At 67.2% G+C, this 24198-nt stretch carries 22 protein-coding genes; 20 read left to right on the forward strand and 2 right to left on the reverse strand.

The genetic code is table 11. The features are described from left to right. Window positions 1-121: 121 nt before the first annotated feature. Window positions 122-1489 carry a class II 3-deoxy-7-phosphoheptulonate synthase gene (locus AB0O71_RS05915; RefSeq protein ID WP_363743162.1) on the forward strand — a complete coding sequence of 456 codons (1368 nt, stop codon included), beginning with the start codon at window positions 122-124 and terminating at the stop codon, window positions 1487-1489. A gap of 61 nt (window positions 1490-1550) precedes the next feature. Here the strand turns inward: AB0O71_RS05915 and pknB are convergent, their stop codons facing one another. Next, complete coding sequence (gene pknB / locus AB0O71_RS05920) at window positions 1551-3500, reverse strand: Stk1 family PASTA domain-containing Ser/Thr kinase (protein WP_363743164.1); 1950 nt, start codon at window positions 3498-3500, stop codon at window positions 1551-1553. 94 nt (window positions 3501-3594) lie between these two features. Here pknB and AB0O71_RS05925 point away from each other — a divergent pair, with 94 nt between their 5' ends. Further along, window positions 3595-3960 carry an Rv2175c family DNA-binding protein gene (locus AB0O71_RS05925; RefSeq protein WP_363743167.1) on the forward strand — a complete coding sequence of 122 codons (366 nt, stop codon included), beginning with the start codon at window positions 3595-3597 and terminating at the stop codon, window positions 3958-3960. A 31-nt stretch (window positions 3961-3991) separates the two neighbouring features. On the opposite strand, the gene AB0O71_RS05930 is transcribed toward AB0O71_RS05925, so the two are convergent. Then, window positions 3992-5092 carry a polyprenyl synthetase family protein gene (locus tag AB0O71_RS05930; protein ID WP_363743169.1) on the reverse strand — a complete coding sequence of 367 codons (1101 nt, stop codon included), beginning with the start codon at window positions 5090-5092 and terminating at the stop codon, window positions 3992-3994. A gap of 74 nt (window positions 5093-5166) precedes the next feature. Between AB0O71_RS05930 and AB0O71_RS05935 the strand changes: the two genes are divergently transcribed. From AB0O71_RS05935 to AB0O71_RS06020, 18 genes are all read left to right on the forward strand, one after another. Further along, window positions 5167-5553 (forward strand): DUF3040 domain-containing protein, encoded by a 387-nt coding sequence (locus tag AB0O71_RS05935; RefSeq protein ID WP_363743172.1) that lies wholly within the window; start codon window positions 5167-5169, stop codon window positions 5551-5553. Window positions 5554-6101: 548 nt separating this feature from the next. Then, entirely contained in the window at window positions 6102-6533 is a 432-nt protein-coding gene (gene mraZ / locus AB0O71_RS05940) for a division/cell wall cluster transcriptional repressor MraZ (protein WP_363743175.1), read from the forward strand. A 12-nt stretch (window positions 6534-6545) separates the two neighbouring features. Beyond that, entirely contained in the window at window positions 6546-7529 is a 984-nt protein-coding gene (gene rsmH / locus AB0O71_RS05945) for a 16S rRNA (cytosine(1402)-N(4))-methyltransferase RsmH (protein WP_363743178.1), read from the forward strand. After that, window positions 7526-8164: a hypothetical protein gene (locus AB0O71_RS05950; protein WP_363743181.1), complete on the forward strand. Its 639-nt coding sequence runs from the start codon at window positions 7526-7528 to the stop codon at window positions 8162-8164. Before rsmH ends, AB0O71_RS05950 begins: the two co-directional genes overlap by 4 nt. A 28-nt stretch (window positions 8165-8192) precedes the next feature. Then, complete coding sequence (locus AB0O71_RS05955; protein ID WP_363743184.1) at window positions 8193-9989, forward strand: penicillin-binding protein 2; 1797 nt, start codon at window positions 8193-8195, stop codon at window positions 9987-9989. 23 nt (window positions 9990-10012) lie between these two features. Next, window positions 10013-11569 (forward strand): UDP-N-acetylmuramoyl-L-alanyl-D-glutamate--2,6-diaminopimelate ligase, encoded by a 1557-nt coding sequence (locus tag AB0O71_RS05960; RefSeq protein WP_363743187.1) that lies wholly within the window; start codon window positions 10013-10015, stop codon window positions 11567-11569. Continuing rightward, window positions 11566-12975: a UDP-N-acetylmuramoyl-tripeptide--D-alanyl-D-alanine ligase gene (gene murF / locus AB0O71_RS05965; RefSeq protein ID WP_363743190.1), complete on the forward strand. Its 1410-nt coding sequence runs from the start codon at window positions 11566-11568 to the stop codon at window positions 12973-12975. Before AB0O71_RS05960 ends, murF begins: the two co-directional genes overlap by 4 nt. Next, window positions 12972-14060 (forward strand): phospho-N-acetylmuramoyl-pentapeptide-transferase, encoded by a 1089-nt coding sequence (gene mraY, locus AB0O71_RS05970; protein WP_363743193.1) that lies wholly within the window; start codon window positions 12972-12974, stop codon window positions 14058-14060. Before murF ends, mraY begins: the two co-directional genes overlap by 4 nt. Next, a complete protein-coding gene (murD, locus tag AB0O71_RS05975; protein WP_363743196.1) occupies window positions 14039-15577 on the forward strand; it encodes a UDP-N-acetylmuramoyl-L-alanine--D-glutamate ligase in 1539 nt (512 codons plus the stop codon). Before mraY ends, murD begins: the two co-directional genes overlap by 22 nt. Further along, window positions 15577-16773, forward strand: a complete 1197-nt coding sequence (ftsW, locus tag AB0O71_RS05980; RefSeq protein ID WP_363743199.1) for a putative lipid II flippase FtsW — start codon at window positions 15577-15579, stop codon at window positions 16771-16773. The genes murD and ftsW overlap by 1 nt, the downstream gene beginning before the upstream one ends. Further along, on the forward strand, window positions 16770-17849 hold the full coding sequence (locus tag AB0O71_RS05985) for a UDP-N-acetylglucosamine--N-acetylmuramyl-(pentapeptide) pyrophosphoryl-undecaprenol N-acetylglucosamine transferase (protein ID WP_363743202.1): 1080 nt from the start codon (window positions 16770-16772) through the stop codon (window positions 17847-17849). The genes ftsW and AB0O71_RS05985 overlap by 4 nt, the downstream gene beginning before the upstream one ends. A gap of 86 nt (window positions 17850-17935) precedes the next feature. Beyond that, window positions 17936-19357: a UDP-N-acetylmuramate--L-alanine ligase gene (murC, locus tag AB0O71_RS05990; RefSeq protein ID WP_363743206.1), complete on the forward strand. Its 1422-nt coding sequence runs from the start codon at window positions 17936-17938 to the stop codon at window positions 19355-19357. Between the two features lie 122 nt (window positions 19358-19479). Further along, a complete protein-coding gene (locus AB0O71_RS05995; protein ID WP_363743209.1) occupies window positions 19480-20502 on the forward strand; it encodes an FtsQ-type POTRA domain-containing protein in 1023 nt (340 codons plus the stop codon). A gap of 145 nt (window positions 20503-20647) precedes the next feature. Continuing rightward, complete coding sequence (ftsZ, locus tag AB0O71_RS06000; protein ID WP_363743211.1) at window positions 20648-21871, forward strand: cell division protein FtsZ; 1224 nt, start codon at window positions 20648-20650, stop codon at window positions 21869-21871. A gap of 5 nt (window positions 21872-21876) precedes the next feature. Then, the gene (locus AB0O71_RS06005) at window positions 21877-22572 is read left to right on the forward strand and encodes a YggS family pyridoxal phosphate-dependent enzyme (RefSeq protein WP_363743213.1); all 696 of its coding nucleotides are present in this window, start codon (window positions 21877-21879) and stop codon (window positions 22570-22572) included. Window positions 22573-22602: 30 nt separating this feature from the next. Beyond that, window positions 22603-23100, forward strand: a complete 498-nt coding sequence (gene sepF, locus AB0O71_RS06010) for a cell division protein SepF (RefSeq protein WP_363743215.1) — start codon at window positions 22603-22605, stop codon at window positions 23098-23100. A 2-nt stretch (window positions 23101-23102) separates the two neighbouring features. Next, on the forward strand, window positions 23103-23396 hold the full coding sequence (locus tag AB0O71_RS06015; RefSeq protein ID WP_363743218.1) for a YggT family protein: 294 nt from the start codon (window positions 23103-23105) through the stop codon (window positions 23394-23396). Window positions 23397-23486: 90 nt separating this feature from the next. Beyond that, on the forward strand, window positions 23487-24191 hold the full coding sequence (locus AB0O71_RS06020; RefSeq protein WP_363743221.1) for a DivIVA domain-containing protein: 705 nt from the start codon (window positions 23487-23489) through the stop codon (window positions 24189-24191). Window positions 24192-24198: the final 7 nt, after the last annotated feature.

Raw genomic sequence — 24198 nt, forward strand, 5'->3', positions numbered from 1 at the left:
GGCGCGCGTTTCGCTGCTGGCACCCGTCACACTTCGTTCGCGAACCCCGCGAGGCAGTAGGCTGAGACGGTCGCGGCCGTCGCCGCGATACTTCTGTACCTACTTCACGTAAGGGATCGACATGACGAGCCAGATTCACGAGACTGCTGCCGAACGAGCGTTCGCGGAGCTCGACGCCTATCAGGCGCTCGAGGCCAAGCAGCAGCCCGTCTGGCCCGATCCCGATGCGGTTGCGTATTCGGCCCGCGAGCTCTCATCGCAGCCTCCGCTCGTGTTCGCCGGCGAGGCCGACCAGCTGCGCGAACGCCTGGCTGCCGCTGCTCGCGGAGAGGCCTTTCTGCTGCAGGGCGGCGACTGCGCTGAGACGTTCTCCGCCGCCACCGCCGATCGGATTCGCGACCGTGTCAAGACGCTGCTGCAGATGGCGGTCGTGCTGACGTACGGCGCCTCGATGCCCGTGATCAAGGTCGGGCGCATGGCCGGTCAGTTCGCGAAGCCGCGCTCGAGCAACGATGAGACCCGTGAGGGCGTGACGCTGCCCGCCTACCGGGGCGACCTCGTCAACGGATACGACTTCACCCCGGAGTCGCGCATGGCAGACCCCGCTCGCCTGGTGCAGGGGTACCACGTCTCGGCATCGACGCTGAATCTGATCCGCGCATTCACACAGGGTGGTTTCGCCGACCTGCGACAGGTGCACGCGTGGAACCAGGGATTCATCTCGAACCCCGCGAATCAGCGGTACGAGTCGCTTGCGGGCGAGATCGATCGCGCGCTGCGGTTCATGGCGGCGTGCGGCGTGGACAACACGGCGCTGACGCAGACCGAGTTCTACGTGAGCCATGAGGCGCTCCTGCTCGACTACGAGCGCCCGCTGACCCGCGTCGACTCGCGCACGGGTGACCTGTACGACACATCGGGGCACATGCTCTGGATCGGGGAGCGCACCCGCGACCTCGACGGTGCTCACGTCGAGTTCCTTTCGCACGTGCGCAACCCGATCGGCGTAAAGCTCGGTCCGACCGCGACGGTCGACGACGCGCTTCGGCTCATCGACAAGCTCGATCCCGAGCGCGAGCCGGGTCGCCTCACCTTCATCACTCGGATGGGCGCCGGGAAGATCCGCGACGTGCTCCCCGGGCTCCTCGCCGGAGTGCAAGACGCCGGCGCGACGCCGCTGTGGGTCACCGATCCCATGCACGGCAATGGCATGACCACGGCCACCGGGTACAAGACACGACGTTTCGACGACGTCATGGATGAGCTGCGCGGCTTCTTCGAGGCTCATCGAGAGGTCGGCACGTACCCCGGCGGTATTCACATCGAGCTGACGGGTGACGATGTCACCGAGTGCCTGGGCGGGTCGGAGAACATCGACGAGGCGACGCTCGCCACCCGGTACGAGTCCGTCTGCGATCCCCGGTTGAACCACATGCAGTCACTGGAACTCGCGTTCCAGGTCGCCGAGGAGCTGAAGAAGATCTCCTAGTCGACGCGGCTCGACGCACCTGCCCGCTTCCCGGTCAACGCTGGGAAGCGGGCAGGTCGCGTTAGAGGGAGATCGTGCTTCTGATGCGGATCTCAGTGCCTGCGGCAACTTCTTCGCCCGCGGCGGGATCCGTGCCCGTGGCTTTCGCGAAGCTGCGGAGCGCGTCGGGTACGAGCGTAGTCGGGGTGAACCCGGCGGCGCTCAGGGTATCCATCGCCTCCTGCAGATCGAGACCCGAGACGTCGGGTACCGGGAAGAGCTCCGGGCCGAGCGATATCTCCAAGCCGACAGTGTCACCCGGTCGCATGGGATCGGTCTGCGGAAGCAGTGCGATCACGGCGCCCTGCTCGACATCGCTGCTGTAGGTCTCGGCGCCGACCGCGGGATCGACGGTGAGGGAGCTGTCGGCGAGTCGTGCCGTTGCCGCGTCGGCGCTCAGGCCGGCCACGTCAGGCACCGGACCGGCGGATGTGATGAGATCGATGGTGCCCTGCTCGGGGTACGTCTCGCCGAGTGCGTCGCCATCGGAACCGAGCGCAGCGAGTACCGTGCCGGGCTCCTCGTCGGAAAAGCGCTGCTCGAGGACCTCACCGACCGTGAACTGCTCGTCTGAGATCACGGTCTTGGCGTCGTCGAGCGACAAGCCGACGAGCGTCGGCACCGACAGGAGCTGGGGACCGGTCGACTGGCAGAGCGCCACCGCAGTGCCGCGATCGACGCGGGTTCCAGAGGCGGGCTCCGATTCCGAAGCCTGACCGGCCGGGTGATCGAGACTCGGGCATTCGACCAGCGTGACCACCAGCGCATGCTCCTCGAGCATCGCCTGTGCCGCAGCGATCTCCTGCCCCGCGACATCGGGCACCGTGACCTGCGATCCCGGGCCCTGACCGAACCACCAGCCCAGACCTGCGGCGGCTGCAATCAATACGGCCGCGAGGAGCGCGGCGACGCGTCCCCGGCGTCGCCGCATCCGCGCCGCATCGGCGGCGCGTTCGATCGGCGGCGCGGACGACGAGTTGGGATCCGTCGGAATCTCGGGCGCCACCGTCGTGGCCGATGCGTCCGCTGCGCTCACGGCCCAGCGCTGCGACGGATCGAGCACGGATGTCGAGGGGGTGGGGCTGCCCTCGTCTGAGATTCGAGGGAGCACGCGGGTCGAACCCGCCGGTGCGTCGCCGCGCGAGATCGCACGAAGCGATTCGAGGGCCTCGCCCGCATCGCGGGGACGCTCGTCGGGCTCGCGGCGCGTCATCCAGAGCACCAGATCGTCGAGTGCCGGGCTCGCCTCGGTGCTCTGCAACGATGGGGCGGGCACGTCGGAGTGCGCGTGCTGATACGCGATCTGCATCGGCTGTTCCCCGACGAAGGGCTGCGCTCCGGTGAGCATCTCGTACAGCATGATGCCGAAGGCGTAGAGATCGCTGCGAGCGTCGGCTACGCCTCGGGTGACCAGCTCCGGTGAGAGGTAGGCGATGGTGCCGAGCAGCGCCTGACCCGTGGTCGTGTTGGCGCTGACGGCCCGTGCCAGGCCGAAGTCGCCGAGTTTGATCCGGCCATCGTCTGCGAGCATGACGTTCTCCGGTTTGAGATCGCGATGCACGATGCCTGCCCCGTGAGCTGCGGCGAGGCCCGAGAGCACCGCATCGCCGATCTCGAGCGACTGCTCGGCGGTCAAGCGCCGCTGCTGCTTCAACAGCTCGCGCAGCGTAATGCTCGGCAGGTACTCCATGACGAGGTACGTGCGGCCCAGATCGTGGCCCTGATCGAACACGTTGACCAGATTCGGGTGCGAGAGCCGGGCGGCGCTGCGGGCCTCCTGCTCGAAGCGCCGCGTGAAGTTGTCGTCTTCTGCGAGGTGCTCATGCATCACCTTGACGGCGACGCGACGTTCGAGCCGCAGGTCGGTCGCGAGGTAGACCATCGCCATGCCGCCGCGCGCGATGCGCGATCTGATCGCGTAACGGCCGTCGAGCGTCTGCCCGATCAGCGGGTCGGAGGGCACGGTGGTCACCCGGAGAGTCTACGGAAGATTCCGTGGCCGTTTCATGATGCGCGCCGGGCGCGTGCGGATTGCGTTCGTTCGGAGCCGCTGGCAGAGTGGTGTCGTGGCAGAGAACACCGCTTCAGACCGTAGCCCGCTGACAACAGCCCCGATGCTGGGCGTCCCCGAACTCGTGGATCGTCTCGGGGTGACCCCCGGGCGACTGCACCGACTCATCGAAGATCACTTCCTCGCATCGGTGCGGATCGATGGCGTGCTGCAGGTTCCCGCAGAGTTTCTGCAGGGTGACGAGCCGTTGCCGTCGCTTCGGGGAACGCTGCTCGCGCTCAACGACGCGGGGTTCTCGGAGGAGGAGGCAGTGCTCTGGATGCTCTCCGTCAACGACGAGCTGGGGGAGCGACCGATCGATTGCCTGCAGTCCGGTCGGAAGAGCGCGGTGCGCCGAGCGACGCAGTCGCTCGCGTTCTGAGCCGCTGGATGCGCTGAGGCGCATGACGGACTCAGAAGTCGCGACGAGACGCGCGATCCGCCAATTGAGTGAGCGCCTCGCTCGCATCGCGCCGGGTCGGCGCCTCTCCGAGTGAGGAGATCGCTCGTTCCACATTGCGTGCGATCATCTGCTCGACGCGTTCGACCGCTCCGCTCTCCCGAATCGTGCGCTGCAGGATCGCGATCTGCTCGGGGTCGAGATCATTGCCCAGCAGGTCGTCGAAGATGCGACGCTGCGTTCCGGGCAGGTTCTCCCGGGCCAGCGTGACGAGCACAGTGCGCTTGCCCTCGATGAGGTCATCGCCCGTGGGCTTGCCCGTGATGGAGGCGTCGCCGAACACGCCGAGAAGGTCGTCGCGCAGTTGAAAGGCGACGCCGATCGGCAGACCGTACTCGCGGAGCGCCTGCTCCTGCTCGTCGTCGGCGCCGGCAAGCGCGGCTCCGATCAGCAGCGGCGCCTCGACGCTGTACTTCGCGGACTTGTACACCAACACGCGTGTCGACCGTTCGAGTTGCTCGTCGTGCTCCGCGAAGGCCGACTGCTGCTCCTCGAGCACATCGAGGTACTGGCCGAGCGCGACTTCGCTCCGCATTCGATTGAAGTGCGACCGCGCGGCCTGCGCCGCGCCCGGGACTGCCGCAGCGGCGCAAGCGCTCTGCATGAGTTCATCGGCCCACGACTGGAGCAGATCTCCGAGCAAAATCGCGCCGGCGATGCCGAAGTGAGCCGAGTCGCCCGACCAGTGCTGATCCGCGTGCATGTTGGCGAACACGCGGTGGGTGGAGGGGCGGCCCCGGCGCGTGTCGGACCGATCGATGATGTCATCGTGAACCAGCGCGGCCGCGTGGAAGAACTCGAGTGCGCACGCCGCATCCAGCACCGACGCGGCCGGGCCCTCGACGGCGTCGGAGAAGTCGAGCTCGCGCACTGATCGGTAGCCGAGCACGGCGAACTGCGCACGGAAGCGCTTCCCGCCCGTGAGGAAGCGCGTCGCTTCGTCGAGGAGATGCGAGGCATCGTCGCCGAGCCCTGCCAGCTCGGCGCGGTGCTGCCCGAGGATGTCGCCGATGCGCTCCTGAATGAGGCCTGCGAGTCGCGTCGTTTCTTCCACGCGCCTAGCCTACTCACGGGTGTGAGCCGTAGACTGATCGGTACCAAGTTTTCACCGATCGCGGGAGGGTCGTCATGGCGCTGTCAGAGCACGAACAGCGGTTGCTTGACGAGATGGAGCGCGGCTTCTATCAGAGCGAAGCCGACGTCTTGCAGGCTGGCTCGTCACAACCCCGACGATTGAATTACCGCTCTCTCGTGCTGGGCATCATCGTCGTCGTCGCCGGAATCGGCGTTCTGGTCGCCGGGGTTGCCGTTCACCTGCTGTGGGTGGGGCTCATCGGCTTCGCCGTCATGCTCGGGGGAGTCATCCTCATGCTTTCTCGTCGGTCGTCGGATCCGTTGACGGTCGAAGACATCACCTCGGCAGGATCGGGCCCGAAGTCGCCGCGATCGTCGCGCGAGTCTCTCAGTGAGCGCATGGAGCGACGGTGGGACCAGCGTATGGAGGGCGAGCGGTAGCTCGCGCTGCAGGCTGCGACGCTGCGCCGCCCGTTTTGGCAGCCTCGACGCAAGGCCGCTCACGCTGAGAGGCATCACGCCTCGCTGCCCGCGGGCGCGTGCCCTTGTACGGGCGCTGCTCGACCATGGGAATCAAGTCATGTGCCGTCCCGATCGTGCGGCGGCGTGGCCGCGGCGCGCACGCGACACGATCCCACCCGCGATCACTGAGTTTTGCGCGAAAGCTCTCACGACGCCAGGTCACTGACCTGGCGTTTTTTGTGCCCTAAGCCCGTGCGTTGCGCACGCATGCCGGGAAAACACTCCACTTTGCTCCCCAGAGCAGGCATCGATCTCCAACATTGGCGTCATTGCGCCATGAATCGGCGGCCTCCGTGTGGCGCACCGGGCGCTGTCTGGGACGCCTGCGTCGCCTCTCTCAGGTGCGTACTCCCGAGATCTCCGCGAACTTATGTCTCGCCAGGAACAAAATGGTGCGCGATGAGGGCATTGTGGAGGAAAGTGGAGTAAACTGGCGCTCGAGGACGAGTCGGCGAAAGGAGGCCCCATTGTTCCTGGGAACCTTCACGCCGCGGCTGGACGAAAAGGGCCGCCTGATTCTTCCCTCGAAGTTTCGGAACGAACTCGCCGACGGCCTCGTGATCACCCGCGGGCAGGAGCACTGCCTCTACGTGTTCAGCGAAACCGAGTTCGCCGAGATGCATCAGCGACTGCGGAGCGCACCGCTCGCCTCGAAGCAGGCGCGCGACTACCTCCGCGTGTTCCTCTCCGGGGCGCACCCCGAGACGCCCGACAAGCAGAGTCGCGTCACCATCCCGCAGAACCTCCGCGAGTACGCGGGCCTGGAGCGAGAGCTCGCCGTGATCGGCGCCGGTTCGCGCGCGGAGATATGGGACGCGGAGGCTTGGCAGACCTACCTGGCGGCGCAGGAAGCAGCGTTCTCCGAGATCGAGGAGGAGGTGATCCCGGGCATGTTCTAGCCCGGAGTCCCTATGACACACGAAGACACACGCGATCCGAGCGCTCTGCACACTCCCGTGCTGCTCGAGCGTTGCATCGAACTGCTCGCACCGGTGGTGCAGGCCACGGGACACGACGACACCCCGGTGATCGTCGACGCGACCCTCGGGATGGGCGGCCACACTGAAGCCCTGCTCGAACGATTTCCGAGTCTCACTGTGATCGGTCTCGACCGCGACACGGAAGCGCTGGAGCTCGCCGGCGCGCGACTCGCCCGATTCGGTGATCGTGCCATTCGCGTGCATGCGGTGTACGACGACATCGAACGAGCAGTCTTCGACAGCGGATTCTCGCGTATCGACGGAGTGCTCTTCGATCTCGGCGTCTCATCACTGCAGCTCGACGAAGCAGACCGCGGCTTCGCGTACGCCCAAGACGCGCCGCTCGACATGCGCATGGATCAGAGCGTCGGGGAGACGGCGGCAGACGTGCTCGCCACCGCTCCCGAAGGTCGGCTCCGTGCGATCTTCGAGCGCTACGGCGAGGAGCCACTCGCGGGTCGGTACGCGCGGGCGATCATCGCCGCTCGTGCGGAAGCCCCGATCCTGCGCAGTGGTCAGCTCGTCGATGTGCTGCAGGCGGCCACCCCGGCAGCGGTGCGAGACCAGCGTCACCCGGCCAAGCGGGTGTTCCAGGCTCTGCGGATCGAGGTCAACGCCGAGCTTTCAGTGCTCGAACGCGCGATTCCCGCCGCGCTCGATCTACTGAAGGTCGGCGGGCGCGCCGTGGTGATGTCGTACCAGTCGCTCGAGGACCGGTTCGTGAAGCGCGAATTCGCGCGCCGCGTCGCCTCAACCGCGCCGGCCGGTCTTCCGGTCGAGCTCCCCGAGCATCGTCCGGAGTTCCGCCTGCTCACCCGCGGTGCGGAACTGGCCGACGATGCCGAGCGACAGCGGAATCCGCGAGCGATTCCTGTGCGGCTTCGCGCAGCCGAACGAATGAGGGACGTACGATGAGCACGACGCTTCCGATGGACTTCGACGCAGCCGCGCTTCGTCTGGGCTCGACCGGCAGCGCGCCCGGCAGCGCCCCCGGCACCCCTCGGACCCCCGGCGCGGATCAGCCCGAGCGTCACCTGCGGCCCGTGCTCGAGCCCACCGGACGTCGAGCACCGCGTGCGAAGCGCAGCCCGCTGGCAGGGGCGCTCATCGCCGTCGCCGTCGTACTCGCGATCTTCGCGACTCAGCTCGGTCTGAGCATCGCCATCTCCCAGGGTGCGTACGAATCACGCGCACTCGAGGTGGAGCAGCGCGATCTCGGTCGCGTGGAACGAGTGCTCGCTCAGAACGTCGACAAGCTCGCTTCGCCGCAGAATCTCGCGGAGAACGCTGCGGCGCTCGGGATGGTGCAGAACACGCGACCCGCCACGCTCCGCCTCAGCGACGGTGCGGTGCTCGGCGCGCTCCAGTCGGAGACGACGGAGGCGTCGGGCAATCTCATCCCGAACGCCACCCTCGCGAGCATGCCGGTGGTCGACGCCGCCGGTCTGCTCGTACCGCGGACCTCCGGACAGGCCGCGGGTGCTCAGGCCGAAAACATCGATCCGCCGGTACGGTGGACGGGCAAGCTGCCTGCACCCGATACGCACTAGGCGGCAGCGGAACTCCGGGAGGAATCGGATGCTGAGACTGCGCGGATCATCGCTCCGTCGGGTCATTGCGCTCGGCATCATCGTCGTCGCATCGCTCGTCTTTCTCGTGCGCCTCGTCGATGTGCAAGTCGTCTCCGCGGCAGCCCTCAACGAGGACGCGAAAGACAAGCGCGCGGTTCCCGTCGCGATTCCGAGCGTGCGCGGTGACATCGTCGACCGCGACGGCGAAGTTCTCGCGACGACAGATGAGCGCTACGACGTGCAACTCTCACCGAAGAACACGCGACTGAACGACGGAGTGTTCTATCGGCTCGACGCCGAGCGCGGCGTCGGCACCGTCGAGGTCACCGCGGCCCAGGCGTTCGAGGAGATCGGCGAGGTGACGGGCCAGAGCGGCGAAGAGATTCAGAAGATCGTCGACGACGCCCTCGCCGAGAACTCGAAGTCGGACTTCGCGTATGTGCAGCGCTCGATCGACCTCACGCAGCTCAACGCGCTCAAGGCCCTCGAGATTCCGTGGCTCACCTTCGAGAGCCAGCACACGCGCACGTACCCCAACGGGGCGGTCGGGGGAAACATCGTCGGCTTCTCGGGAGCGGACGATGTGCCGCAAGCCGGGGTCGAGCTCTCGCAGGACGCCTGCCTCACCGGCGTCGACGGCACCGAGACCTATGAGCGCAGCGAAGACGGGGTCGCGCTGCCGGGCAGCGTGGTCGTCACTCGCAAGGTGCAAGACGGCGGCACGGTGCAGCTCACGATTGACCGCGATCTCCAGTGGGAGGCTCAGCAGGCCATCAACCAGCAGGTGCAATCCGTGGGAGCCGCCTACGGTCTCTTAACGGTGATGGACGTGAAGACCGGCGAGCTCGTCGCCATCGCAGAGGACGGCTCGGTCGATCCGAACGATGTCGACGCCTCCGACCCCACGAAGCGCGAAGCGCGATCCTTCACCTCGCCGTACGAGCCCGGATCGACCTTCAAGACGATCACCGCCGCAGCACTCATCGATCAGGGCGTCGCGACCCCGGCCTCGCAGAACCTCACTCCCGACTACCTGGAACCGGAGCCCGGGGTGCGCTTCGGCGACGCCTTCAACCACCCCGAGATGCCATGGACGCTCACGGGCATCTTGACGCAGTCGTCGAACGTCGGCACCTCGATGCTCGGCGCGCAGCTCAGCCCCGAGACGCGCTACGACTACCTGAAGCGATTCGGCATCGGCACGGCGACCGAGGCGGGCATGCCGGTCGAAGACTCGGGTCTGCTCTACGCGCCTGAGGATTGGGATCGCCAGACCTCGTACAACACGATGTTCGGGCAGGGCCTCTCCTCAACGGTCGTGCAGACAGCCGGGGTCTATCAGACGATCGCGAACCAGGGCGTACGGGTGCCGCCCAGCGTGGTGAAGGACTGCGTGGCTGCGGACGGGTCGACGACCACGCCCGAGCACGGGGACCCGGTCACTGCGGTCTCGGAGAGCACGGCGGCCGATGTGATGGGCATGCTCGAGACAGTGACGACCGAAGGGTGGTTCTCGGACCTCATCTCGATTCCCGGGTACCGCGTCGCGGGCAAGACGGGTACGGCCGAGCAGGTCGATCCGGCCACGGGACTCTATCGCACCGACTACGTGCACTCCTTCGCGGGAATCTTCCCGGCAGACGATCCGCAGTACGTCGCGGTAGCATCGATTGCGTTCCCGACGGCGGGAGACGGCGGCGTCGCAGCGCTCACCGCGTTCCGGCAGGCAGCTGAAGCGACGATCCGCACGTTCCACATCCCGCCGTCCACGGGGGAGTTCACACCGCTCCCCACCGAGTATTGATCACGCCCAGGAGGCCCGCACCCGTGAGTACCGGAGATGCCTTGAGCATTCGCCCGCAGCAGCCCGTTCCCGTTCCGATCGAAGTGATTGTCGAACGGTTCGACGTGCGGGCCGCGGACCTGCCTGCGGGCCTGTTGCTCACCGGGGTCTCGTTGGACTCTCGCGACGTTCGCCCCGGGGACCTCTATGTCGGCATGCCGGGTGCGCGGCGACACGGCGCCGAGTTCGCGGCCCAGGCCGTGTCGCTGGGCGCGTGCGCGATGCTGACGGATGCGGTGGGAGCCGACCTCGCGGCGGAGGCGGGCGCGACGCTGCCGGTGCTCGTCTCCGAGACGCACCCGCGGGAGATTCTCGGCGACATCGCATCCGTGGTCTACGGCACCGAAGGTTTCGGGCCGCGGACGTACGGCGTGACCGGCACGAACGGCAAGACGAGCGTGGTGTATCTCATCGCCGAGCTGCTGCGGGCGGCGGGTATCACGGCCGGACTCAGCTCGACGGCGGAGCGCAGGATCGGCGATGAGGTGATCGTCAGCAACCTCACCAGCCCCGAGGCCTCCGAGCTGCACGGCCTGCTCGCGCGCATGGTCGAGGTCGGCGTCGAGGGTGTGGCCATCGAGGTCTCGGCGCAGGCCGTCGTGCGCCACCGTCTCGACGGTCTGCGCTTCGACGTCGTCGCTTTCAACAACTTCTCGCAGGATCACCTCGACGAATTCGGCGATCTCGAGACGTACTTCGCCGCGAAGCTCGCCCTGTTCACGCCCGAGCACGCCGAGCGGGGAGTCGTGGTGGTCGATTCCGCTTGGGGGCAACGCATCGCGCGCGAGTCGAGTATTCCGGTGACGCGACTCGCCACCGAGTACGGCCGGGACGCCGACTGGCACCTCGCCATCACTCGGCAAACGCTCGACGGCGTGTCATTCGTGCTGCAGGGCCCCGAAGGCGCCCACTTCCGCGGAAGCGTGCCGGTGTTCGGCCGCTTCATGGCAGAGAACGCAGCGCTCGCTCTGATCATGCTGCACGAGTCGGGCGTTCCGATCGCGCAGGTCGCGGCCGGGCTCGAGAAGGGTCGCATTCCGGTGTACATTCCGGGGCGTCTCGAGGAGATCTCCGAGAGCGGAGGCGACGGTCCGCGCTTCTACGTCGACTACGGCCACACGCCCGGCGCCTTCGAGGCGATGCTCGATGCCCTGGGCGAGGTGGCCCCGGGCAAGATCATCTTCCTGTTCGGCGCCGACGGCGACCGCGACACCACGAAGCGCGAAGAGATGGGAAGGATCGCGGGAGCGGGCGCCGACACGGTCATCGTGTGCGACTACCACCCCCGCTCAGAGCCTCCGGAGGCGATTCGGTCCCAGCTCATCGCCGGAGCACGCTCCGCGAAGCACGCCGAGGTCATCGAAGCAGGCGACCCGCGAGCGGCGGTGCGCCGCGCCATTTCACTGGCTGAACCCGGTGACGTTATTCTGTATGCCGGTCCCGGACACGAGGATCATCAAGAAGTCGCCGGGCAGTTCCTCCCGTACTCGGCGCGTGACGAAGTTCGCGGTGCGCTCCGCGAGGCAGGATTGCTCCCGTGATTGCACTGACACTGGCCGAGATCGCGACCGCCGTGGACGGCCGCCTGATCCCCGGAGACGACGGATCCGGGCCGGAGACGCTGATCGAAGGCGAGTCGCAGACCGACTCGCGCGAGGTCGGACCCGGTCAGATCTTTTTCGCCAGGCGCGGAGAGGAAACCGATGGGCACCGCTTCGCGGCCCGCGCGGTCGATGCGGGCGCCGTGGCGCTCGTCGTGGAGCACGAGGTGGATGGGCGAGTCGCTCAGATCGTCGTCGCAGACAGCACCGACGCGCTCGGCGCGCTCGCCACTGAGGTGGTGCGCCGAGTGCGCGCAGCTGGTGAGCTCACGATCGTCGGCATCACGGGCTCGAACGGGAAGACCACCACGAAGAACCTGGTCGCTGCCATGGCGGAGCGCACCGGCCCGACCGTCGCGTCGGCCAAGTCGTTCAACAACGAGGTCGGCGGGCCGGTCACCATGCTGCGCGTGGCAGCGGACACGCGCACACTGGTCGCCGAGATGGGCGCGAGTGCTGAGGGCGAGATCGCTCGACTCACCGCGATGGCGCCACCGCACATCGGCGTTGTGCTGACGGTCGGACTCGCCCACGCCGGCGAATTCGGCGGTATCGAGACCACGTTCCGCACGAAGAGCGAGATGGTCCGCGATCTTCCCGAGACGGCCATTGCCGTGCTGAATCGCGACGACCCGAGAGTCGCGCAGATGGCCGAGCTCACGCGCGCCCAGGTGCAGTGGTTCGGGCTCAGCAGCGACGCCGACGTGCGCGCCACCGACGTCGATGCGTCGGCCAGCGGCACTCGCTTCGTGCTGCACGCGGACGGAGAATCCCTGCCCGTGCACTTCCGGGTTCTCGGCGAGCACCACGTCATCAACGCACTCGCGGCCGCGGCCGTGGGGCGGGCTCTCGGAATTCCGCTCGCAGACATCGCCGCGTCCCTCGAATCGGCGACGCTCGCCGCGCCCGGACGCATGGAAGTGCTCGGCGGCCGCGACGGCGTCACGATCATCAACGATGCGTACAACGCAAGCCCCGACTCGATGAGCGCCGCGCTGCGCACCCTCGCGCAGATCCGCAAGCCCGATGGCCGCTCGGTCGCAGTGCTGGGAGCCATGAGCGAGCTCGGCGAGTACTCGATCGAAGAGCACCGTCGCGTGGGGCTGCAGGCCGTGCGCCTGCGCATCTCGGAACTCGTCGTGGTGGGAGCCGAGGCCCGGCAGCTGCACATCAGCGCCATCAATGAGGGAGCGTGGGACGGAGAGAGCACGTTCTTCGCCACCCAGGACGAGGCGTTCGCCTACCTCACGGAAACTCTGCGCGACGACGACACGGTGCTCGTGAAGTCCTCGAACGCCGCAGGCCTGCAACGGCTCGGCGATCGTCTCGGGGAGGCGTACGCATGATCGCGCTGCTGATCGCCGGCGGGTTCTCGCTGCTGTACTCGCTCCTGCTGACGCCGCTGTTCGTGCGCGGATTCAATCGCCTGCGGTGGGGCCAGCCGATCCGCGTCGATGGGCCGAAAGAGCACGAGATGAAGCGGGGCACCCCGACGATGGGCGGGCTCATCTTCCTCTCGGGATCGGTGATCGCCTACTTCGTCGGCAAACTCGTGATGGGGGAGCAGCCGTCTCCGTCGGCGCTGCTCGTGATTCTGATGGCGGTCGGTGCGGGCCTCGTCGGCTTCATCGACGACTTCATGAAAACGCGGCAGCAGGCCTCCGCCGGGCTCGGCGGCTGGGCGAAGATCGCCGGGCAGGTCATCATTGCCGTCTCGTTCGCGGTCCTCGGCATCCAGTTCGCCAACGACGCGGGCATCACCCCGGTCTCGACGCACATCTCGGTCTTCCGCGACCTGCCGTTCGATTTCATGACGTTCGGGCCCATCATCGGCATCGGTCTCGTGATCATCTGGGTCATGGTGATCGTGACCGCGACCACCAACGCCGTGAACGTCACCGACGGGCTCGACGGCCTCGCCGCGGGCGCTGCCATCTTCGCCTTCGGCGCCTACCTCGTGATCGGGTTCTGGCAGGCGGCGCAGAGCTGCGCGAGCACCGCCTCCGAACCCGGGTGCTACGAGGTGCGCGATCCGATGGACCTCGCGGTGATCGCCGCGGCGTTCCTGGGCGGGGTCGGGGGCTTCCTCTGGTGGAATACGAATCCGGCGCACGTGTTCATGGGCGATACGGGGTCGATGGGCATCGGTGGCGCGATCGCCGCGCTCGCGATCGTGAGCCGTACCGAGGTGCTGCTCATCCTGATCGGAGGCCTGTTCATCATCGAGACCGGTTCGGTGATTCTGCAGCGGCTGTATTTCAAGGTGACGCACGGCAAACGCATCTTCCTGATGAGTCCGATCCATCACCATTTCGAGCTCAAGGGATGGGCCGAGGTCACGGTCGTCGTGCGGTTCTGGATCATCGCCGCCCTCTTCGTCATCGCCGGCGTGGGCGCGTTCTACGGGGAATGGCTGCTGCAGCAGCCGTGAGGGGAGCAGGCGTGAACAGCGCAGGAGAAGCCGCGATCTACGCGAAGCTGGTTGCTGACCGCGTGGAGGCGTTGACGAGCTGGCACCACGATTGGGCCGGACTCCGGGTCGCGGTGCTCGGGCTCGGAGTGACGGGGTTCTCGGTCGCCGACACGCTCGTCGAACTCGGGGCTCGAGTTCGGGTGATCTTCGGAGCACCTGATCCCGAGCGCGAACGCCTGCTCGAGGTCATCGGAGCCGAGAGTCACGTCTCGGGCGACGAAGCCGCCCAGCTCGCCGACCTCGAAGCGTTCGATCCCGAACTGATCGTCGTGTCTCCCGGCTACCGGCCCGACCATCCCCTCACGGAGTGGGCGCGTGCGCGCGACGTCACGCTCTGGGGCGACATCGAGCTCGGGTGGAGACTGCGCGACAAAACGAGCAGGATCGCCGACTGGATCTGCATCACCGGCACGAACGGCAAGACGACGACGACGCAACTCACCGCCCACATGCTCGCCGCGGGTGGACTGCGCGTCACCCCAGCAGGGAACATTGGAACGCCGATCCTGGACGCCCTGCGCGACCCGCAGGGATACGACGTCATCGTTGTGGAACTCTCGAGCTTCCAACTCGAGCGGCTCGGTGAGATTTCACCGTACGCGAGCGCCTGCTTGAACTTCGCCGACGACCATCTCGACTGGCACGGCAGCCACGAGGCGTACTGGGCGGCGAAGGCGAAGGTGTACCAGCACACGCAGGTCGCCTGCGTCTACAACCGCGCCGACGGGGCGACCGAGCGCATGGTGGAGGAAGCCGAGGTCGTCGAAGGGGCTCGCGCGATCAGCTTCGGGCTCGACACCCCTCCGAGCAGCGGGTTCGGCGTCGTCGAGGGGATCCTCGTCGATCGCGGATACCACGCCGAGCGCCGGAGCGAGGCCTTCGAGCTCGTGACCGTCGATGAGCTCGCCGAACGGGGAATCGCCGCTCCGCATATGGTGCAGAACGTGCTCGCCGCGAGCGCGCTCGCGCGTTCCCGAGGCGTGGAGCCGAGCGAGATCGCCCGAGCGGTGCTCACGTTCGCGCCCGATCCGCATCGCGCACAGCAGCTCGGAGAAGTACGCGGGCTGCGCTGGATCGACGATTCGAAGGCCACGAACGCGCACGCAGCCGATGCGTCGCTGCGCGCGATGCAGAACGTGGTCTGGGTGCTCGGAGGGCTGCTCAAAGGCGTCGACATCGACGAGCTCGTGCGCACCCACGCGATTCGCCTGCGCGGCGCCGTCATCATCGGAGTCGACCGCGCACCCGTCCTCGATGCTCTGCGTCGACATCTGGGGGAGCGCCCCGTCATCGAGATCGCCGATGCCGATCTCGATGCAGATGGGATCATGCGGGCCGTCGTCGCGCACGCCCTCACCATCGGCCATCCGGGTGACACCGTGCTGCTCTCGCCGGCGGCCGCTTCGATGGATCAGTTCGAGGGATACGCCGACCGCGGGCGGCGCTTCCAGACCGCGGTCCGAGAGCTGGAGTGATGTCGGCGCGCACGAGCGAGCGCGAACCGGGCCGCGCTCCCGCCCAGGCCCTCATCCGCCTGGGCGGGATGCTCCGCATCGGTTCGGATCGCACGGTGATCGCGCTCTACACCATCACGCTGCTCCTGGTCGGGTTCGGCCTCATCATGGTGCTCTCGTCCTCCTCGATCACCTCGTATCTCGCAGATCAAGGGTTCTTCGGCGGATTCTGGCGCCAGGTCATCTTCGCCGTCATCGGCATTCCCCTGATGCTCGTCGCGGCCGCAATGCCGGTGAGCTTCTGGAAGCGGTACGCCTGGGCGCTCTTCGGGCTGGGCATCGGGCTGCAGCTGCTCGTCTTCACTCCGCTCGGTTTCGAAGTGGCGGGCAACCGCAACTGGATTCAACTCGGCGGCGTCACGGCCCAGCCTTCTGAGGCGTTGAAGCTCGCGCTCGTGGTGTGGGTCGGGGCCGTGATGCAGCGCAAGGAGCCACTGTTCGGGCAGATGCGACACGAGTTGATCCCGGTCGTCATCCCAGGAGCGATCATCGCGCTCGGCGTCGTGATGCTCGGCAAGGACTTGGGCACCGTCATGATCATGGCCGCGCTGGTCTTCGGAGCGATGTACTTCGGAGGCATGAGCTGGAAGACGCTCGGTGTGACGGCGCTCGGCGGGGCGCTTGCGGTGGTCTTCTTCGTGCTGTCGAGTCCGAACCGCATGGCCAGGCTGCTCAGTCACGCCGGAGGAACCGATGATTACAGCGGTATCGATTGGCAGGCGACCCACGGTCTCTGGGCGCTCGCGGGCGGCGGGTTCTTCGGGGTCGGGCTGGGCAATTCGAAGGCGAAATGGTCGTGGCTCCCCGCGGCAGACAACGACTACATCTTCGCGATCATCGGCGAAGAGCTGGGCCTGATCGGCGCACTGCTCGTCGTCGTGCTGTTCATCGCACTCACGGTCGTCATGCTCCGGCTGGTCGTGCGAGCGCGAGACCGGTTCGGCCGCGCCGTCGTGGGCGGTGTGCTGGTCTGGATCGTCGGCCAGGCGTTCGTGAACATCGCTGTCGTCGTGGGCGTGCTGCCGGTGCTCGGGGTACCCCTGCCGCTCATCAGTTCCGGCGGCACCGCGCTCATCGCATGTCTCATCGCGATCGGGGTCGTCATTTCGATCGCTCGTGATGCGGCCCGTCACCAGGAAGAGATTGGACTCGAATGACCAACTACCTGCTCGCCGGTGGTGGCACAGCCGGTCACGTGAACCCGCTGCTGGCGCTCGCAGACCTGATTCGGCGGGAAGAACCCGATGCCGGAATCATCGTGCTCGGAACACGTGAAGGCCTGGAGGCGCGTCTCGTGCCCGAACGAGGGTACGAGCTGGTGCATATCGAGCGACTTCCGTTCCCCCGCCGCCCCAATCTTGCGGCGCTGCGGTTCCCGGCGAGACTCGCGCGCGCGATCGCTCAGGTGCGCGCCGTGATACGCGACCGGGAGATCGACGTGGTCGTGGGCTTCGGCGGGTACGCTGCAGCACCCGCCTATCGCGCTGGTGCGCGCGAGGGGATCCCTGTCGTGATCCACGAGGCGAATGCGAAGCCGGGTATGGCCAATCGCTGGGGTGCGCGGAGTACGCCCTACGTCGCGGTGACGTTCGCGGGCACCCCCATCGCCGGGGCGCGGGTCACCGGAATGCCGCTGCGTCCCGAGATCACGGGGCTCGACCGCGCTGCAATTCGCGGCGAGGCGCGTGCGCACTTCGGGCTCGATCCGTCGCGGCGCACGTTGCTGGTGACGGGTGGGTCGCTCGGGGCGAGAGCTCTGAATCGCGGCATCTCGGGATCGGCCAGGGAGCTTGTCGACGCCGGCGTGCAGGTGCTGCATGTCTGGGGCGGGCTGACCGAGCTCGAGGATCCCGATGTGCCCGGGTATGTCGTGATTCCGTATTGCGATCGCATGGATCTGGCGTTCGCCGCCTGTGACCTCGCCGTGTCGCGTGCCGGGTCGACAACGGTGAGCGAACTCGCCGGGCTCGGGATCCCCTCCGTGCTCGTTCCCTACGCCGTGGGCAACGGCGAGCAGCGCTTCAATGCCGCCGGCGTCGTCGAGGCCGGCGGAGCGGTGCTCGTAGCCGACGACGAGCTCACTCCCGCGTGGGTGCGCAGCGTGCTCATTCCGCTCCTCACCGACGCCCAGCTCAACGCGATGTCTGAACGCGCGCGCTCGGCGGGGAGACTGGACGGCACCGAGCGGTTGTTCGAGCTCGTGCGCGAGGCGGTCGGCGCACCCGAAAGCTGAGCGGCTTCGACCGCCCCGCGGGTCCCAGCAATCAGGCGGGCCTGATCGCGGTACGCTTGACTGTCGATTCGTGCTGAGGAGGCGCCATGATCTATCCCGATCTCGAACTGGAGATCCCCGAGGAACTCGGGCAGGTCCATTTCGTCGGTATCGGCGGCTCGGGCATGAGCGGCATCGCCCGCATGATGCACCAGGCAGGTGTGACGGTTACCGGGTCGGACCGCAGTGCCAACTACTCGACCGAAGCACTGGTCGAGCTCGGCATCCCGGTCTCCATCGGTCACGACGCTGAGAACGTCGGGAAGGCCGACACGCTCGTGGTAACGGGAGCGCTCTGGACGGATAACCCCGAGTACCAGCGAGCGCTCGCTGCGGGGCTGCCCGTGCTGCACCGCTCGCAGGCGCTCGCGTGGCTGGCGCGGGGCAAACGCGTCGTCTCCGTCGCGGGTGCGCACGGAAAGACGACGTCGACCGGAATGGTGGTGACCGGGCTGCTGGGGCTGGGCGCGGATCCTTCGTTCGTGAACGGCGGCGTCATCGAGTCGCTCGGCGTCAGCTCGGGCGCCGGCGCCGACGAGCTCTTCGTGATCGAGGCGGACGAATCAGACAAATCGTTCTTGCTCTACGACACCGTGATCGCGCTCGTCACGAACGTGGATCCCGAACACCTCGACTTCTACGGTTCGCGGGAGGCCTTCATGCAGGCCTTCGTGGATTTCATGCGCGGTGCTCGCGAGCAGATCGTCATCTCCGCCGACGACCCCGGCGCACTCGAGGTGCTGACTGCGCTGCAGCAGGAAGGCGGGCACGCGCCGGTACGCACATTCGGTGAAACTGCGGGCGCCGACGTCAGAATCGTCGAGATCGACGATTCCGGCCCCGTGCGCTTCGCCGTCGAGATCGACGGACGTCGCTACGAGGCGCAACTCGCCGTGTACGGCAAGCACAATGCGGTCAACGCGGTGGGTGCGCTCGCCGTACTCACCGGAATCGGTTACGCGCCCGCCGAGGCGCTCGAGGCGATCGCAGCATTCGGTGGCACGAAGCGCCGGTTCGAGTTCCACGCCGACGTGAACGGCGTGCGCGTGTACGACGACTACGCGCACCACCCGACGGAAGTCGCGGCCCTGCTCGACTCCGCGCGAGCCGTGGTCGGAGACGGACGGCTGATCGCGATCCACCAGCCGCATCTCTACAGCCGCACAAGCATGTTCCACCGCGAGTTCGCCGAGGTGCTCGAGCGCGGCGCCGATCACACGGTGGTGCTCGCCGTCGACGGCGCGCGAGAGGATCCGGTGCCCGAAGTGACCGGCGCGCTCGTCTCCGACGACTTCGCCGATGCGGATCGCGTCGCCTACTTGCCGGAATGGGAGGATGCGGCGGCGTACCTCGCGCGCATTGCGAGGCCGGGCGACGTGATGGTGACGATGAGCTGCGGCACCGTGTACCGGATCATCCCTCAGGTCGTCGAGGCGCTGCGCGACCGGTTCGAGCTCGAGGCGCGGTGAAACGGCCGGGCGGCTTCGATCGAGCGCCGGATCAGCCGCGCCCGGAAGCGGAACCGCCGATCGCGCCTGCGTCGGACTCAGGTCGGGACGGTGCGTCTTCCCGGGTTCCGCGCCTGAGCCGGGTGCCCACTCGGAAGCCGGCATCCCAGCCGGGGTCGGCGCCTGAGCGCGCGGAAGCGCCCAATCAGGCCTCCGAAACGGGCCTCGCGCCGACGATCGATCTCAGCGATGTCCGCGCATCTCGGAGCGGAGTGGATGCCACCGGCACCGCCGAGCACTCGGTCCGCTCCGACGAGCACCCGACCGTTGAGCTCGGTTCGCTCGATCGGCGAGCGCGCGCGGGTCTCGAGCGCTTCCGCGACCGAGAACCCGACCCGGTGCGGGCCGCCGAGCGCCGACTCGCGAATGCGTCGCGTCAGCGCAAGCGGCAGGAGCGCCGCGAGCGGCGCCGATTCTCTGCCGAAGCCCGGGGCCGGAGGCGGCAGTGGATCATCGTGCTCGCCGCGGTCGGTGCGCTGGTGCTGTTCGTCGGGGCGGGGGTGTTCACTCCGCTGATGGCGGTCAAGGACGTCGAAGTGACCGGCATCGAGAGCGTGAACACGGCCGATGTGCAACGCGCGCTCGAACGATTCGAGGGCCGGCCTCTCGCGCTGATCGATGACGCCGAGGTGCACCGCGCCCTCGAGCCGTTTCCCGTGATTCAGCGCTACGCCGTGGAGCGGGTGCCGCCGCACACACTCGTGGTGCGGATCGAGGAGCGCGTTCCGGTGATCTCCGTCGCAGGTGCCGATGGCGTGGAGCTCTACGATGCCGCCGGCGTGCTGCTCGGCGCTGCGGACGCCGCTCCCGCCGGTGTGCCGGTGGGCGAGGGTGCGCTCACCGATCTCGGTTCTGCCGCCTTCCGGTCAGCCTCGCGAGCCCTGCGAGACATGCCCGCCGAGCTGCGCGCGCAGATCACCGGAGCCACGGCTTCGAGCGCGCAAGACGTCTCCTTCGCCCTCTCGAACGGTGTCACCGTGCTGTGGGGCGACGCCGATGACAGTCGTCGCAAAGCGGTCGTGCTTCAGTCGATGCTCGCCTCCCTCGCAGATCAGCCGATCACCCGGATCGACGTTTCGGCGACAGAGGCCCCGGTCTTCCAGTAGGCGCATCGCGATCTTTCACTCGTCTCGCGGCGTGTCAGGCATCGCCGGGCGGCCGGGGACCATACGGTGGGGCGCAGGAAATGTATACGGCGATACTAACACTTAACCTGAAGTAGAGGTTGAAGGTTAGGGGCGGAGGAACCACGTGTCAGCGAACCAGAACTACCTTGCGGTGATCAAGGTCGTCGGCGTCGGCGGCGGCGGCGTGAACGCGGTCAACCGGATGATCGAGCTCGGACTGCGGGGCGTCGAGTTCATCGCCGTCAACACCGATGCACAGGCGCTGCTCCTCAGCGACGCCGATGTGAAGCTCGATGTGGGTCGAGAACTCACTCGCGGGCTCGGCGCCGGAGCCGATCCCGAGGTGGGACGCCGCGCTGCCGAAGACCACGCTGAAGAGATCGAAGAGGCGCTGGCCGGAGCCGATATGGTCTTCGTCACCGCGGGGGAGGGCGGTGGCACCGGTACCGGCGCTGCACCGGTCGTCGCTCGCATCGCCAAGTCCATCGGAGCCCTGACGATCGGCGTCGTCACCCGCCCGTTCAGCTTCGAGGGAAAGCGCCGCGCAGCACAGGCTGATTCCGGAGTCCACACCCTGCGCGAGGCCGTCGACACGCTCATCGTCGTTCCCAACGATCGACTGCTCGACATCAGTGAGCCGGGTATCAGCATGATCGAGGCCTTCGCGGCCGCCGATCAGGTGCTGCTCGCGGGCGTCTCGGGTATCACCGACCTGATCACTACCCCGGGCCTCATCAATCTCGACTTCGCCGACGTGAAATCGGTGATGCAGGGCGCAGGAGCGGCGCTCATGGGCATCGGGTCCGCTCGCGGAGCGGATCGCGCCATCAAGGCCGCGGAGCTCGCCGTCGCCTCACCGCTCCTCGAAGCCTCCGTCGAAGGCGCCCACGGCGTGCTGCTGTCGATTCAGGGATCCTCGAACCTTGCGCTCAGCGAGATCTACGAGGCCTCGACGCTGGTGCAGGATGTGGTGCATCCCGAGGCGAACATCATCTTCGGAACGGTCATCGACGACACGCTGGGCGACGAGGTCCGGGTCACGGTGATCGCGGCAGGATTCGACGACGAGACGCCGGCTCCGGTCGCAAGCTCCGAGCGGGGTCGTCGCGGAAGCCATGTCGAGAGCCTCGATGAGGTCGCCGCACCCGCGGCTGCCGGTGGAGTTTCCGGGGCCGCTGCGGGATCGGGCTACGCGAGCTTCTCGTCGGCCGACGCCGGATCGAAGAATCCTCCCACCGGTCAGTTCGGCGAGGTGCTGTCGAACCCGCCCGTCGAGGCTCAGATCTCCGACCCGGCCTTTGACGGGGACGACGATGACGATCTCGACATTCCCGAGTTCCTGAGGTAAGCCGTATGACCGAAGCCAGCGAGCGAGCATTCCCCGAGCTCGGGGATCGGCTGGAACGGGTGCGCTCGGGCATCGCCGACGCTTGCCGAGATGCGGGGCGTCACCCCGATGAGGTCGAACTGATCGTGGTCACCAAATTTCATCCGCCCGAGCTCGTGGCTGCCCTCGCCGGTCTCGGCGTGCGCGATGTCGGTGAGAATCGCCATCAGGAAGCCCAGGCGAAGGCGGAAGAACTCGCCCGACTCGACCTGCGCTGGCACTTCGTCGGTCAGCTCCAGACGAAGAAGGCCCGTCAGGCCGCCCGCTACGCCCACGCGATCCACTCGATCGACCGGGAGCGGTTGGTCGATGCGCTTGCTGATTCCGAGCGTGCGATCGACGTGTTTCTCCAGGTGAATCTGACCGACGATCCAGCGCGCGGGGGCGTCGCGCCGGCCGACCTCGAGCGGCTCGCGGAGCACACGCTGACTGCTTCGGCTCTCCGGCTCCGCGGCGTGATGGCGGTGGCGCCGTTGGAAGAGCCGGCCGCTGCAGCGTTCGAACGTCTCGCAGGGTACGCAGAACGCGTCCGGGCCATCGCGCCGGACGCCAACGCCGTATCGGCAGGCATGACGCACGACTACCGCGAAGCGATTGCGGCTGGCGCGACACACCTCAGAATCGGGAGCGCAATCACCGGGAAACGCCCGGAGCCCCGGTAGTCTCGAACCACCGCACCGTTGGGAGAAAACATGAGCAACCCGCTGAAGAAGACCATGGTGTTCCTGGGCCTCGCCGAGGAAGACCTCGACGCCCAGAACGCCGAGTCGGCGCAGCCGGCAGCCCCGCGTGCTGCGCAGACCGCACCCGCGCCGAAGCCGGAAGCTGCTCGCCCGTCCGCGCAACGAGCTGCCGTTACGCCGCTGCGTCGCGTGACGCCGACGCGTCAGCCGTCGAGCCAGCCGATGAACGAGATTCTCACCGTGCACCCCACGGCGTATGCAGATGCTCAGGTCATCGCGGAGAGCTTCCGCGATGGCATTCCGGTCATCGTCAACGTCTCGCGCATGACGGATGGCGACGCGAAGCGACTGATCGACTTCGCGAGCGGTTTGACGATGGGCCTCAACGGTCGCATCGAGCGCGTCACGAGCAAGGTGTTCCTCCTGTCGCCCGAGCACATCGAGACCGGCAGCGACCAGTCGCAGAAGAATGACAGCGGATCGTTCTTCGTAGCTCCGTCGGCCTGAGCGTGGAGATCGTCGCAGCGATCGCCTTCATCCTCCGGCTCGCACTGAGAATCTTCATTTTCGTGCTCTGGGCCCGTTTCATCCTCGACTGGGTGATGGTCCTGAATCGGCAGTTCCGGCCGCGAGGATTCTGGGCAGTGCTCGTGGAACTGGTCTACACGGTCACGGATCCGCCGATACGCATGTTCCGCAAGGTGTTCCCGCCGATCCGATTGGGTCGTGTCGCCCTCGATCTCGGGTGGTTGCTCACGATGATCTCGTGTCTGATCCTGATCGGGATCCTCTCCGCCTGGTAGCTGTGACCGGCGCTTCTGCGCGAACCCGACTTTATTTGCTAGCGTTGTTCTAGACCACGGCAGTGGTCCCGAAGCGAAAGAGACGTAACGATGGCCTTGACTCCCGAAGATGTCGTGAATCAGAAGTTCACGATCACCAAGTTCCGCGACGGATACGATCTCGATCAAGTCGATGATTTCCTGGACACAATCGTCGAGGAGCTCCGTCAGCACGAGCAGGAGAAGGCGGAGCTGCGCTCGCAGATCGAAGAGCTCACCGCCAAGCTCGCAGCTGCCGAGTCCGCCGCTCCTGAATCCGCCGCTCGCGCGTCAGACGAGTCGGATTCCGAAGGCGCAGCGTCGGAGCAGACCATCGTCGTCGAGGCTCCCGCCCCGGCTCCGCAGCAGGCCGCACCGGCACAGAGCCAGGCCGTCGCCGACAACAATGCAGTACCGCAGCCCGACGCTGTGAAGTCGAGCGCAATGCTGCAGCTCGCACTCGAGCTCCACGACAAGCACGTGCACGAGGGTGAATCGACCCGCGACAAGCTCATCTCCGATGCCGAAGCGAAGCGCGACCAGATGATTCAGGATGCCGAGCGCACCGCGAAGCAGCTTGTCGACGAGGCGCAGAAGCAGCGCTCCGAGGAGCTCCGCCAGCTCGGTGAAGAGCGCAGCGACCTCCAGTTCAAGATCAAGGATCTGCGTCAGTTCGAGAGCGAGTACCGCTCCACGCTGCGCTCGTACATCCAGTCGCAGCTGCGCGGCCTCGACGGGTCTCCAGAGCCCGCCGGCGCGCCCGACGGCCTGCAGTAACCGGGAG

The sequence above is a fragment of the Leucobacter sp. NPDC077196 genome, assembly GCF_040687075.1.
Classification (GTDB): Bacteria; Actinomycetota; Actinomycetes; order Actinomycetales; family Microbacteriaceae; genus Leucobacter.

Excerpts from the sequence above, each read along its gene's own strand:
- AB0O71_RS05915 (WP_363743162.1), top strand. The coding sequence starts at position 122 with ATGACGAGCCAGATTCACGAGACTGCTGCCGAACGAGCGTTCGCGGAG.
- AB0O71_RS05935 (WP_363743172.1), top strand. The coding sequence starts at position 5,167 with ATGGCGCTGTCAGAGCACGAACAGCGGTTGCTTGACGAGATGGAGCGC.
- rsmH (WP_363743178.1), top strand. The coding sequence starts at position 6,546 with ATGACACACGAAGACACACGCGATCCGAGCGCTCTGCACACTCCCGTG.
- AB0O71_RS05950 (WP_363743181.1), top strand. The coding sequence starts at position 7,526 with ATGAGCACGACGCTTCCGATGGACTTCGACGCAGCCGCGCTTCGTCTG.
- AB0O71_RS05955 (WP_363743184.1), top strand. The coding sequence starts at position 8,193 with ATGCTGAGACTGCGCGGATCATCGCTCCGTCGGGTCATTGCGCTCGGC.
- mraY (WP_363743193.1), top strand. The coding sequence starts at position 12,972 with ATGATCGCGCTGCTGATCGCCGGCGGGTTCTCGCTGCTGTACTCGCTC.
- murD (WP_363743196.1), top strand. The coding sequence starts at position 14,039 with ATGGCTGCTGCAGCAGCCGTGAGGGGAGCAGGCGTGAACAGCGCAGGA.
- ftsW (WP_363743199.1), top strand. The coding sequence starts at position 15,577 with ATGTCGGCGCGCACGAGCGAGCGCGAACCGGGCCGCGCTCCCGCCCAG.
- AB0O71_RS05985 (WP_363743202.1), top strand. The coding sequence starts at position 16,770 with ATGACCAACTACCTGCTCGCCGGTGGTGGCACAGCCGGTCACGTGAAC.
- murC (WP_363743206.1), top strand. The coding sequence starts at position 17,936 with ATGATCTATCCCGATCTCGAACTGGAGATCCCCGAGGAACTCGGGCAG.
- AB0O71_RS06005 (WP_363743213.1), top strand. The coding sequence starts at position 21,877 with ATGACCGAAGCCAGCGAGCGAGCATTCCCCGAGCTCGGGGATCGGCTG.
- sepF (WP_363743215.1), top strand. The coding sequence starts at position 22,603 with ATGAGCAACCCGCTGAAGAAGACCATGGTGTTCCTGGGCCTCGCCGAG.
- AB0O71_RS06020 (WP_363743221.1), top strand. The coding sequence starts at position 23,487 with ATGGCCTTGACTCCCGAAGATGTCGTGAATCAGAAGTTCACGATCACC.